Origin of the sequence: Flavobacterium sp. (assembly GCF_041392085.1) — a bacterium.
GTDB lineage: Bacteria > Bacteroidota > Bacteroidia > Flavobacteriales > Flavobacteriaceae > Flavobacterium.
The window spans coordinates 1-13194 of sequence record NZ_JAWKMW010000006.1 but is presented as its reverse complement, the minus strand read 5'-3'; the positions used below and the strand labels follow the sequence as shown (position 1 = coordinate 13194).

At 32.0% G+C, this 13194-nt stretch carries 12 protein-coding genes; 8 read left to right on the top strand and 4 right to left on the bottom strand.

The window, feature by feature from the left end:
* From mnmD to R2782_RS04905, 3 genes are all read left to right on the top strand, one after another.
* A complete protein-coding gene (gene mnmD / locus R2782_RS04915; protein WP_371266966.1) occupies positions 1–666 on the top strand; it encodes a tRNA (5-methylaminomethyl-2-thiouridine)(34)-methyltransferase MnmD in 666 nt (221 codons plus the stop codon).
* Between the two features lie 33 nt (positions 667–699).
* A complete protein-coding gene (locus R2782_RS04910) occupies positions 700–1491 on the top strand; it encodes a TIGR00266 family protein (protein WP_371266965.1) in 792 nt (263 codons plus the stop codon).
* Between the two features lie 102 nt (positions 1492–1593).
* On the top strand, positions 1594–1791 hold the full coding sequence (locus R2782_RS04905) for a hypothetical protein (RefSeq protein ID WP_371266964.1): 198 nt from the start codon (positions 1594–1596) through the stop codon (positions 1789–1791).
* Between the two features lie 34 nt (positions 1792–1825).
* Here the strand turns inward: R2782_RS04905 and R2782_RS04900 are convergent, their stop codons facing one another.
* Positions 1826–2770, bottom strand: a complete 945-nt coding sequence (locus tag R2782_RS04900; RefSeq protein ID WP_371266963.1) for a LysR substrate-binding domain-containing protein — start codon at positions 2768–2770, stop codon at positions 1826–1828.
* 106 nt (positions 2771–2876) lie between these two features.
* On the opposite strand from R2782_RS04900, the gene R2782_RS04895 reads away from it, so the two are divergent.
* The 4 genes from R2782_RS04895 (at position 2877) to can (ending at position 6043) form a co-directional block, all read left to right on the top strand.
* The gene (locus R2782_RS04895) at positions 2877–3356 is read left to right on the top strand and encodes a Dps family protein (RefSeq protein ID WP_371266962.1); all 480 of its coding nucleotides are present in this window, start codon (positions 2877–2879) and stop codon (positions 3354–3356) included.
* A 67-nt stretch (positions 3357–3423) separates the two neighbouring features.
* On the top strand, positions 3424–3723 hold the full coding sequence (locus R2782_RS04890) for a hypothetical protein (RefSeq protein ID WP_371266961.1): 300 nt from the start codon (positions 3424–3426) through the stop codon (positions 3721–3723).
* 61 nt (positions 3724–3784) lie between these two features.
* The gene (locus R2782_RS04885; protein ID WP_371266960.1) at positions 3785–5386 is read left to right on the top strand and encodes a SulP family inorganic anion transporter; all 1602 of its coding nucleotides are present in this window, start codon (positions 3785–3787) and stop codon (positions 5384–5386) included.
* Between the two features lie 21 nt (positions 5387–5407).
* Positions 5408–6043, top strand: coding sequence for a carbonate dehydratase (gene can / locus R2782_RS04880; RefSeq protein WP_371266959.1), 636 nt, complete (start codon positions 5408–5410; stop codon positions 6041–6043).
* A gap of 27 nt (positions 6044–6070) precedes the next feature.
* Here the strand turns inward: can and R2782_RS04875 are convergent, their stop codons facing one another.
* On the bottom strand, positions 6071–7264 hold the full coding sequence (locus tag R2782_RS04875) for an LETM1-related biofilm-associated protein (protein WP_371266958.1): 1194 nt from the start codon (positions 7262–7264) through the stop codon (positions 6071–6073).
* An 84-nt stretch (positions 7265–7348) separates the two neighbouring features.
* The gene (locus R2782_RS04870; RefSeq protein ID WP_371266957.1) at positions 7349–8437 is read right to left on the bottom strand and encodes a M42 family metallopeptidase; all 1089 of its coding nucleotides are present in this window, start codon (positions 8435–8437) and stop codon (positions 7349–7351) included.
* 86 nt (positions 8438–8523) lie between these two features.
* On the opposite strand from R2782_RS04870, the gene R2782_RS04865 reads away from it, so the two are divergent.
* Positions 8524–9222 carry a DUF4294 domain-containing protein gene (locus R2782_RS04865; RefSeq protein WP_371266956.1) on the top strand — a complete coding sequence of 233 codons (699 nt, stop codon included), beginning with the start codon at positions 8524–8526 and terminating at the stop codon, positions 9220–9222.
* Between the two features lie 296 nt (positions 9223–9518).
* Here the strand turns inward: R2782_RS04865 and R2782_RS04860 are convergent, their stop codons facing one another.
* Positions 9519–12764: a T9SS type B sorting domain-containing protein gene (locus R2782_RS04860; protein ID WP_371266955.1), complete on the bottom strand. Its 3246-nt coding sequence runs from the start codon at positions 12762–12764 to the stop codon at positions 9519–9521.
* Positions 12765–13194 lie beyond the last annotated feature (430 nt).

Genomic DNA, 13194 nt, shown 5'->3' with positions numbered 1-13194 from the left:
TTGAAAAGAGAAATAATTATCACTTCGGATGGTTCCACTTCCATCCATTTGCCGGAGTGGGAGGAGAGTTATCATTCGAAACACGGAGCCATTCAGGAAGCTCAACACGTATTCATAAAAAACGGATTGTCACTTTGCAAAGGACAATCCGTTTCTGTTTTAGAAATTGGTTTTGGAACTGGATTGAATGCTTTTATCACCTTCTTAGAAAGTAAAAAAAATAATCAACAGATTGATTATGTTGGTGTGGAAGGCTTTCCAATTTTACCTGAAGAAGTATTGCAGATGAATTATGTTAATCAACTGAATGCAAACCACTTTGAATCAAAATTTAAAATGATGCATACTTCAGATTGGGAGAAAAATGTAACAATTTCGGAACATTTTCGACTAATCAAACGACAGCAATTGTTCAACGAAATCAACGATCAAAATCAATTTGACATCATTTATTTTGATGCTTTTGGTTATCGCGTTCAACCGGAATTGTGGAGCGTAGAAATTTTCATCAAAATGTTTGAAGCATTAAAAGTGGGAGGAATATTAGTCACCTATGCTTGTCGCGGACCAATTAAAAATGCGATGAAAGAAGCAGGTTTTCAAATTGAAAAATTAGCCGGACCTCCCGGGAAAAGAGAAATGTTGAGAGGGTGGAAGGAGTTTTAAGTTTTTAAAAATTTAAGTATTTAAAAGAAAGATATGTACAAAGTCACAGATTACACCATTTACGGTGAAGAAATGCAGTATGTTGAAATCAATTTAAGTCCGTCAGAGTCTGTTGTGGCTGAGGCTGGTGGTTTTATGATGATGGAAGACGGAATCCGCATGAAAACTATTTTTGGAGATGGAAGCGATGCCGGTGGAATTATGAACAAATTGTTTTCAGCAGGTAAAAGATTGCTTACTGGGGAGAGTCTATTTATGACGCTTTTTGAAAATAGTTATCCCAATCAACGAAAGATAGCCTTTGCCTCACCTTATCCGGGAAAGATTTTACCCATTGATTTGAATTCTGTTGGCGGTAAATTTATTTGCCAAAAAGATGCGTTTTTATGTGCCAATCAAGGAGTTAAAATCGGAATTGAATTTTCCAGAAAATTAGGAAGAGGCTTGTTTGGCGGAGAAGGTTTTATCATGCAAAAACTTGAAGGTAGTGGAATGGCTTTTATTCATGCCGGTGGAACCATGGCAAAAATTGAATTACAACCCGGCGAAATGATTAAAGTAGATACCGGTTGTGTGGTGGGGTTTACACAAAATGTAGATTATGATGTACAACTTGTAGGAGGAATACGCAATACTATTTTTGGTGGCGAAGGTTTGTTTTTTGCTACTTTAAAAGGTCCTGGCACAGTATATATACAATCGTTACCTTTCAGTAGATTAGCAGGTAGAATCTGGGCTGCAGCTCCTCAAGGTGGAGGAAAACACAAAGGAGAAGGAAGTATTTTAGGTGGTTTAGGAAATCTATTAGATGGCGATAATCGTTAAATTTTAGCTAATTGATATGTTAAAAATCTAAGAGCTATTTTTATTTTTAGTAAATTTACAACACGTTCTTTAAAACCAAATTCTACACAAAAAAACGAAAAAATGACAAGACCGATGTTTGCTTACACTAAGAAAATCTTAGAAAGCGTAAGTTTTGATCCTAAGCTTTTTAGTAAAGAACTCATAAAAGCAATGAAACAATTATTGCCTTATGAAATTGAACAACTAAAGGATTGGTTGTTAAACTTTACTAAAGAAAAACCAGAACTAAGGAAATGTTTAATTTATGTTAATCAATAAAACTAAAGGAGCCTAAATAGCTCCTTTTTTTATTTTATTTCTTTTGAATCGGACTAATTATTTGAATGTCCTGAAAAGCAATTGCTCCACGAACTACACCGCTGATTACATTACGCAGGGCATCAATAATGTGGATTTTCAATTCGTTCTTAGGATAAATCAAACTCACTTCTCTTGCTGGCTTTGGGTCTTTAAATTGTCTGAGTTTGGCTTTGTCTTTTTCTTTTAAATCTAACGTATGCAGATAGGGTAAAAGGGTAGTTCCTAACCCCTCATCTGCTAATTTAATGAGGGTTTCAAAGCTTCCACTCTCAATGTGAAAATTAAATTTATCTGAATTTTCAGGGTTATTTTTGCACAAATTTAGAATACCATCTCGAAAACAATGCCCATCTTGCAACAATAAAATTTCGTCTAAATTCAAATCTGAAACTTCAATTTCCTTTTTCTCAAAGACAGAATGATTTTCCGGAATATAAGCAACAAAAGGCTCATAGAACAAAACAATCTCCTTTATTTTCTCTTCTTCCAAAGGAGTAGCAGCAATGGCAGCATCTAAATGACCATTATTCAATTTTATGATAATCTCATCTGTATTCAATTCTTCAATAATCAAATTAACTTTTGGATACTTTTTAATAAAATTATTAAGAAACATTGGCAAAAGTGTTGGCATAACAGTTGGAATGATTCCTAACCTAAACTCGCCACCAATAAATCCTTTTTGTTGATCTACAATGTCTTGAATTCGATTAGCTTCGTTGACAATGTTTTTGGACTGATTTACAATTTTCTGACCAATCTCTGTTAGTTGAATAGGTTTCTTTGTCCTGTCAAAAATTTGAATACCAAGTTCTTCTTCAATTTTTTGAATTTGCATACTCAGGGTGGGCTGAGTAACAAAACATTTTTCTGCTGCTAAAGTAAAGTTCTTGTGTTCTGCAACGGCTAACACATATTGAAGTTGTGTAATGGTCATTTTGATAGTAAATTATGATGCAAATATAAAAACTATCAATTTTAGTTATACAACAAAATCTTATTTTTTAGTAATTTTATAAAACATTAATCAATAATTCAACACAATGAAAACAAACAGTTTAGGTTTAGATGTAAAACAAACAGAAGTTTTAGCAGCCGAATTAAATATTTTGTTATCCAATTTTCAAATTTATTATCAAAATTTAAGAGGATTACATTGGAATATAAGGGGAAAACGTTTTTTTGATCTTCATCTAAAATTTGAAGAATTATACAACGATAGTCAATTAAAAATTGATATGATTGCCGAGCGAATTTTAACATTAGGGGGAAGGCCACTTCACACTTTTGAAGACTACATTAAAAACAATAAATTATATGTTGGTAGAGATATTTCTAATGATGAAGAAGCCGTAAACCTAATAGTTAATTCCTTGACTCAATTGTTGAAAATTGAAAGAGTAATTCTAAAACAATCAGATGAAGCCCTAGATGAAGGAACGAATTCTATGATGAGTGATTTTATCAAAGAGCAAGAAAAAACGATTTGGATGATGAAAGCTTGGCTAGAAGAAGAAATATAGTTAAATTTATTCTAAATTACATTATTGTTTTAACAATTCTGCTAATGAAAAAGTATATTTGTAATCTATGAGAATACTTGTTTCCATTGTATTGTTCTTATTTCTTTCTTTTTTGTCTTTACCAACATTAGTTGGTCTCTTAGACAATAATGATACAGATATTTCTATGGTTTATAATTTATCTGAAGAAGAAGAAGTGCTTAAATCATACAACTTTAAGGAAGCCATAAAAACAAGTAAACAAGTTACCTTTATTTGTCTTGAATTAGTGATTTCTAAGAAAATCATCAATGATAATCAAGAAAAATACGATTCCTTTTTAGAAGAAATATTCTCTCCTCCTCCTGAAAAAATAATTATAAGTTAGTCTTCGTTTTATTGCGAAGATGATAGTTTGTAGCTATTATTTATAATTATTTTTATAGTCAATGACAAAAAAAATCAATCTTTTAGGCCACCTAAAATCCGATTTTTCATCAGGATTGGTGGTGTTTTTAGTGGCACTTCCTTTGTGTTTAGGAATTGCTTTGGCATCCGGTGCCCCACTTTTTTCCGGTATTATTTCAGGAATAATAGGAGGTATTATTGTTGGATTTTTAAGTAAGTCCCACATTAGCGTAACAGGTCCGGCTGCCGGATTAACAGCTATTGTTTTAACCTCTATTAGCGACTTAGGGTCCTATAATATTTTTCTAACAGCAGTTATTATTGCTGGAATTTTACAACTATTACTTGGGTTTCTAAAGGCAGGAAGTATATCAAATTATTTTCCAACTAATGTAATTGAAGGCATGCTTGCCGGTATTGGAATTATAATTTTTCTGAAACAGATTCCACACGCAGTTGGCTATGACAAAGTCGCAGAAGGAGACACGTCTTTTTTTGAGAAAAGCGGATCAAATATGTTTGAAACTATTGCTGATGCATTTAATTACATCAACTATGGTTCTATTATCATTACAGTTGTTGCTTTAACAATTTTGATAGTATGGGATAAGGTTCCTTTTTTGAAAAAGTTAAAATTAGTTCCGGCGGCATTAATTGCCGTGTTTTCAGGTATCATAATTAATGAAATTTTTATCAGAACGGGAAGTTCACTGCAAGTCTCAAATGACCATTTAGTTTCATTGCCAACACCTTCAACATTAGATGAATTTAAATCAATGTTTGTTTTACCCGACTTGTCAATAACTGTCTTATCTAATTCAAAAGTTTGGATTGTAGGAGCAACCATAGCGATTGTGGCTTCAATTGAAACGTTATTATGCATTGAGGCGTCAGATAGAATGGATCCTTACAAACGATTCACTAATACAAATGTTGAACTAAAGGCTCAAGGGATTGGAAATTTTTTAAGTGGTTTAATTGGCGGATTACCAATGACTTCAGTCGTTGTAAGATCTTCTGCTAATGCCAATGCCGGAGCCAGAACAAAATCTTCTACCATAATACACGGTTTATTATTGATGATTAGCGTTCTTACTATTGCTCAATTCTTAAACAAAATTCCGCTCGCCACATTGGCTGCAATATTACTTTTAATCGGTTATCGATTAGCAAAACCAGCACATTTTATTCACTTTATTCAAAAAGGAAAGTACCAATATATCCCTTTCATTGCTACTGTTGTTGCTGTCGTTTTTTTGGATTTGCTGAAAGGAGTTGCGTTAGGTATGTTAATCAGTATCTTCTTTGTCTTAAAAGGTAATTTTAAACGAGCGTATTCGTTTAAAAAAGAGGAATATCATGATGATGATGTTATCTATATTCAATTAGCTCAAGAAGTATCTTTTTTAAACAAAGCTGCAATTAAAAACACATTAAATAATTTACCTGAAAAATCAAAAGTAGTTATTGATGCATCTGACACGGTTTACATTGCACACGACGTAATTGATTTAATTGAAGAATTTAAAACAATTAGAGCTGTTGATGAACAAATTGAACTAAAATTGATTGGATTTAAAGAAGCTTATAATTTAGACAATACTGACGAAGGACAACATATTTCCTTCAAAAAAGAGAACTAACCTTAATAACAAAATAAAAAAATGAACGATTTTTATAAAAAGATAATAGAAAACAACAAACAATGGGTTGAGAGCAAACTAAAGCTAAACCCAAACTTTTTTGAAGGCTTATCAAAAGGGCAAAACCCTCCTCTTTTATGGATAGGGTGTTCAGATAGTCGTGTACCTGCAAATGAAATTATCGGAGCTGCCCCAGGTGAAGTTTTTGTTCATAGAAACATAGCTAACATGGTAATTCATAGTGATATGAATATGTTAAGTGTTTTGGATTATGCCGTAAATGCTTTGAAGGTAAAGCACGTAATTGTTTGTGGACATTATGGCTGCGGTGGAGTAAAGGCTGCCATGGGTAATAGTTCTATAGGCATTATTGATAATTGGATTAGACACATAAAAGATGTTTATCGTCTTCACCATAAAGATTTAGATGCTATTGAAAATGAAGAAGATCGATTCAATAAATTTGTTGAAATCAATGTAAAAGAACAAGTGTTTGATTTAGCAAAAACATCTATTGTTCAGGCTGCTTGGAAATCCGGTCAAGAACTAACAATTCATGGTTGGGTTTACGGCCTTAATTCCGGCTATGTAACCGATTTAGGAGTGAATTTTAAAAATAACGATGAGTTGGACGAAGTCTATCAATTAAAGTTTTAAAAAAAGTCCATCTTCGGATGGCTTTTTTTAATCTAAATTCTCATTAAAAGCTGAAGGAAGCAGTTGGGGAATAAATTTTATTAATATAGGTAAGAGCAAACTACCACCGGGTAATAAAAAAATGGTCAATGATGGAATTGTTTTGCAAACATCAAGCAACTGTTTTTTCATGCGTTTCTTCTCGTTATTATCTAATTCCCGAGTAGTTGAAGCAGCAAGCAATTTTACCAACTCTTTACTTTCCGTCAACTCCTTTAATAGTCGTTTTTTGTTTCTCGTAATCAGCATTACAACACTTTGCGTTGTTTGATCATAAAAATGCTTAATCGGGTTGGAATAATTAAAATACGGAATATCGTTACGATACTTTTTAATGAAAGCATCAATTACAGTCAAACTTTCAATTATATAAAATTGCTCTATTAGCAAAATTGAACCCAAATCATATAAAAAAGCGACTTCATTTCTTTCCATTTTTTCATCGCCCCAAATTGCCATTCCGGCTAAATCCATGATATAAAATTTTTCCAAATCGTTTTCAAGAAAACTAAAATTCAGGGCATTCAAATCATTTATTTTAAAACCTGAAAATTTAGTGTATCGAACAGATGTTTCAAACAATTTTATTAGTAAATCATCATACTGAGACTTATTTGATTTTGTTGTTAACGAAAGGGATACGACACCTACAATAATTTCTTCCAGTTTTTGAACATAATCTTTAGTAAACTTACCCTTTATCAAATAGTTATAAAAAGCCAAAACATCGATAAACAAAAGTGCATTTGTAAGAATATGTGAAAAGTTTTTACTAATAATATTGTCATTCGTTTGTATTCTGGAATCAATGATTTTTTCCAATTGAATGGTTTTACTTTCACTAGGCAAGATCTTTTTAAAAAATGAAAATCCTTTTGGGTGCATGAAATTATAAAAATCAAAAGCCAAATCAATAAACGTTGATTTTTCTGCATTTTCGTTCGTTAACTGATAAATACCAAACAAGGTGTTCAGTAACGCAACTTTGGTAACTTCTTCAGAAGTCCACCCCTCTGTTGACAATGGTTCTTGGGTATCTATTATAACAACATGACCATAAATAAATCCAGTTTCTCTGGTTTTGCAATAAAAATCTTTGAGACTATACAGATTGGTAGCACTCAACAAGTAATATGTGTTGAAAAATTTATCTACCCAGCCTTGTGCAGAAGGATTAATCATTGCTTTAATTTTTATGCAAAGCTATTGTTTTTAAAACAAAAATTCCCGAAAATCAACTTCGGGAATTTTAAATTTTAGTTATTTTTATTTAAAGTAGGAGAACGTTTCATTATTCTCAATTTTAAGTAACGATTCATAAATTAATCGAATTACATTTTCAACATCTTCACGATGAACCATTTCCACGGTAGTGTGCATATAACGTAGCGGTAGCGAAATTAATGCAGATGCAACACCACCATTACTGTAAGCAAACGCATCAGTATCTGTTCCTGTTATTCTAGACGAAGCTAAACGTTGAAACGGTATTTTCTTATCCTCGGCAGCTTGAATAATTAAATCGCGTAAATTGTTTTGAACAGCCGGAGCATATGTTATCACAGGTCCTTTTCCAATTTGTGTTTCCCCTTCAATTTTTTTGTCTATCATAGGAGTAGTAGTATCATGACAAACATCGGTAACAATAGCAACGTTTGGTTTGATGGTTTTAGTAATCATTTCAGCACCACGCAAACCAACTTCCTCCTGAACCGAATTAGTTATGTATAGACTAAAAGGTAATTTCTTTTTATTTTCGTGCAGGAGTCGGGCAACTTCAGCAATTATAAAGCCTCCCATTCGGTTATCGATAGCACGACAAACAAATTTATTGTTGTTTAATATCATAAATTCATCCGGATAAGTGATAACACAACCTACATGTACACCCATTTTTTCAACTTCTTCTTTGGTTGAACAACCCAAATCAATAAATAAGTTATCAATGCGAGCTGTTTCCTCTTTGCCTCTATTTCGTGTATGAATAGCAGGCCAACCAAAAACACCTTTTACAATTCCTTTTTTAGTATGAATATTTACTCTTTTGGATGGTGCAATTTGATGATCGGAACCACCATTACGTATTACATAAATAAGCCCATTATCAGTAATATAATTTACATACCAAGAAATTTCATCAGAATGTCCTTCAATTACCACCTTATAGGATGCATCCGGATTTATCACACCAACGGCTGTACCATAGGTATCTGTAATAAATGTATCCACGTAGGGCTTTAAATAATTCATCCAAAGCTTTTGTCCATTTGATTCATAGCCGGTTGGAGAGGCATTGTTTAAATAATTCTCTAAAAATGTTAATGATGTTTTTTTTAGTATGGTTTTTGTAGACATAGATTTATATTTTTTTGCTAAAATAAGAATAACATAACACAGTTATAGTATAAATCTTTACTTTTGATTTTTTATTTATGAGAAAAATGAAGCCTTATTTAGTCCTTTTTATATTATTTTTTTGTACAAATCTTGTTGTAGGGCAAGAAGAAACCAAAAAAGACTCAACTGTAATATACTATTTAATTGGTAATGATTCCATTTTGAGAACTTCTTTAGATTTAGAAGAGGTTGTTGTTTCAGGAAAAAAATCGACTAAAATAGATGAAGACCGAAAAAAATTTCTCCTTCTCCAACAACGAGTACTGAAAGTTTATCCCTATGCAAAAATTGCTGCAGATAATCTTACCAGGTTAAATCAAAATATGAGCAAGTTTAAAACCGAGAGAGAAAAAAAGAAATACTTTAAAATTGTGGAAAATTACCTTGAAAATGAATTTGAAGAACAATTAAAAAAATTATCACGAAAACAAGGACAGATTTTAGTTAAGTTAATTCACAGACAAACCGGAAAAACTACCTATACGCTTGTAAAAGATTTAAAAAGTGGATGGAAAGCTTTTTGGGCAAGCAACACTGCTAAAGTATTTGATATTGAATTAAAAGAAGAATACGACCCATTTACAGTTACTGAAGATTTTCTAATAGAAAGTATTTTAATAAAAGCATTCAATGAAGGACGATTGCAAAGGCAACCACCTGCAAAGCCAATTGATTATGTTGAATTATCAAGTGTTTGGAAAGAAAAAGTTGAAACAGCTAAAGAAAAGCGACAAAACAATTAAGGCATAATAATATGAAGCACTTGGGTTTTCAAAAGTATTTTTTATGACTAACTATTCTATTTTGAATACTTTATTGTTATTTATTGATTAAAATAATAATAAAAGATACCCTTCATCGATTTTATTTTCCAATAAACAGAATTTTTTTTTTAATCGTTTATTCTATCCTACTTTTGAATCACCATAAGTTAAGTAGGTTAAGTTTATGGAATAAATTTGGGGCAAAAAGGGTGGAAGAAATTTCACCTTTTTTTATTTCACTTTATATGTTTATATAATAAGTATCGTTAAAAATCTTATCGCTTCAGACTAAAATGGCCTCTGTGAATTCTACCGTCATTTCTAAAAATCATAAACCAATAATCTGTTGAAAACAAAGGCTGACCATTGTAAGTCCCGTCCCAACCTTCTTCTTTAGAATTAAAGACAGTTATAAGTTTTCCATAACGGTCAAAAATATGTACAATAAAGTTTTCTTCTAAATTGGAATCTTTTATAAACCATTTTTCATTGTAGCCGTCCCCATTTGGCGTAAAAAACTTCGGATAGTGTAAAAGCCAAACTAATTCTGTTACAACTCCACACCCTAAGGAATCTTCCACATAAACAGTATAAACACCGGGTAGCAAATTTGAAAAAGTGTTTTCATTCTGAAAATGCAAACCATCTATAGAGTAAATATGAAATCCGTTGTTGTTTGAATTTACTGTTATACTGTTTCTGTTTTCTGTCCAATCTTCTGTTATTATCGACTCAATGATTGGAGGTCTAGAGATTGAGATTGTACTATCTTTGGTATTTGTACAGACTAAATTTCCATTAAAATAAGTTGTTACAGCCTGCACAGATATAGTATAAACACCTTCTGAATGAATTGAAATTTCATTTCCAATAGTTCCATCAGACCATTCATAAACAGTATTTTGAATTGGGTTATCTAATGTAATTGTAAAAGGCAATTCATCACAATAAACATATTCTGAATTAAGAGGGATTGAAGGAATTTGCCCAACAAGTAAATCAAAATCATAAATTTCGTAGCATGAGGGCAATTGATTTAAAACTATTCTGGCATAGATAGTTTGCGGGTTAGAACTTGGGTTGTAATTTTCAGTATTCGTAATGGAATTGACATCTTGTTGAGCATCCGTAAAGTTGGTATAAAACCGAATGGTATAGTCATCAAGATCATCCGGATTAATCATGATTGGGATTTGAACGGTTAAATCAAAAACTTCATTATCAGTAACAATTGGAACACAACTAGTTATATTTATTGGTGCTTGACTATTTATAACTGATTTTAGTGTATCAACATCAAACACTTGCGTTTTAATGTTTCCGCATGCATCTTCAATTTGAAGTGTATAGAGTCCTAAAGGTAAATTATAAAAGAGGGGAGAAGTACCATTGTTGATATTGATAATTTCTCCATCCTTTAAGATTAATTTATATTGAATAGGAGCTTGACCAATAGCATTAACCACGACATCTAATGTACCATCGTCAGTACAAGGTGAGCGGTTAATATCCAAAATTTCTAAGGCTTCATTAAAAACAAAGCTAGGGGTTAAAATTTCTAAACAAATTTTATTAGCCGACGTTTGGTTTGTAATTTCATTCCCGTTTTTATAGGAGTTAAATTTTCTCACGATTCGAAATTCCCCATTAAAAACAAAATTATAATTTATTGAATTATTTGTTAGCAATATCGAATTTGTATTATTAGGGTTTGATTCCGATGGATAAATAGCATTCGTTTCCGGATGTCCCCAACTATCCGATAAAGGATCAATACGCTTTTGTAGCCAAAATGATTGCCCACTTGTTCCATTACTATCATAAAACAGACTTACATCAAAAGAACCACAATTAAATATAGGATTGAACGAAGCATCATTTATAATATATTCATTTAAGCTTATAGTAATAGAATTTGTAAAGCCACATTCATCTTCTACCTCAAAAGTATAGTCGCCAGGAGTCAGTTGATTCATAAAAAAAACACCATCATCTACTGTAATAAATTCAGATGCATTATAAGGAATTGATTGAGTAAATGAATTTGGAGCTTGCGTAATTATTACACTGGTAATACTCGCATTATTACTGTCAATACGGACAGCAGTTTTACCTATTTCACAACCCACTCTTTCATTAATTTCTATTCCTTCATTAACAAATATCGGAACTTCAATTTCATTTAACTCATAAGTCGTATTACATTCATCAGTTATTGATATTTCATATAATCCGATGGGGACAGGGTCTAATCGAATCACGCCGTCAACTATTTGATTAGTCACATCGTGTGGTAGCGGATGAGGATAACTTGATGGAGCAACTAAAACTGTAGCTCCAATTATTTCATTAATTGGGATCGAAATACTTATAAATCCACTATTGTCATAACACCCATTGTTTCCAGTTGTAATAGACGGAACAATGATGTTTTGAACAATTGAAAATGAAACTGTTTGGTTCCTGCCACAAGCATCCGTTATTGTAAAACTATAATTACCTAAGGGAACTAAATTTGTATCACTTCCAAAAACAATGGTATCTTCGTAATACATTCCAGGGTAAATAGAATTATAATTTTCGGGGATAAATGATGAAGGAATGGTGTTAAAACTTAATTGAAAAGGCGGTGATAAATTAGCTGTATGGATTGAAAAAAAGTTTGAGTCGCACGGTAACCTATGTAATGTTACTGAAACGGAACTTTCTATATTGGCCGTAAAATTGTGATTGGTTGTTACTCCACAATTATCTGTTATCGAAATTGCATATGAAAAATCAGTTGAATTAAAATTAGGCAAGGTTTCGCTTATTGATGTTTCCAATGCATCACCCGATATAATAGTTCTATTAATTGTATAGTTTGGTGAACCGTCAGGAGGAAAAATTGTATACGTTACTTGTAAAGGGTAAGCAATAGTATTTCCATCTTGCGAATGTATCACATTAGATACAACAGTAAACGCACAAGAAGGAGGATTGGTATTACTTAAAGTCGGATTTTCGATAACCAATTCTGAAGGCGAATACGAAACCGTAAAAGTGGTTACAATTCCGATACCGCATTCATCAAAAACACGAATAGCATATGTTCCTTCCGGTAAATTTGTGAATGTATTGGACACTTGCGGGGGATATAAAACCGGTCCGGATGTAATTTCAAAACTTGCAGCAACCCCTGAATTAACAATTACACTAACTTGACTTACATCACTACATGATTGATTTATATAGTTTATTGCATAGGTGAGTGGTACAAATGTATTAATAATGGTTGCTGTGGCTTCAGATGTTGTAGTTTGATTTGCAATGGTCTCGGTTGCCACAACTAAATACTCACCTGCGACCAATCCGTTTATTACAGGCCCTGATGGTGTAGCATAGGGCACATTTGTATTAGGGAGTTTATAAACCACAAAAGTTATGGAACCCGATTGATCGGCATTTGTAATTAAAAATTCTATTGAACCATTACCCGGGCAATTTTCATTTGTAACAATCAAATCTAGCTCAAAAGCCAAAATTGAATGAGTCAAAAATACAAACAGCACGGATATGTATATTTTTAAAGTACTCATAACTGTTACCTAATAAAAATAGAGTTTGGGCAGTTAACTCAAGAATTGAATTGGCAGAATTAGTATTTAGAAATCGTTTATATTTCTATAATAACAACTTAGCTAATTACTGTTTCTTTAGTAAATTTACTGATAATTTTTATTGTTAAAAACGAAGAATTAGAAATAAATATTATTTAATTCTTTTTATCAATAAAAAAACCGATTAGATAACTAATCGGTTTTTGCGGAGAAAGAGGGTCTTGTCTACTAATAAAAATAACCAATAAAATCAATACTTCGCAAAGTATATTATTTAAGTGACTCCTTGACTGACTCCTCAAAATTGGGAAACAATTAATCTAAATTCAAAGTAGTCAAATATAAGGATAAT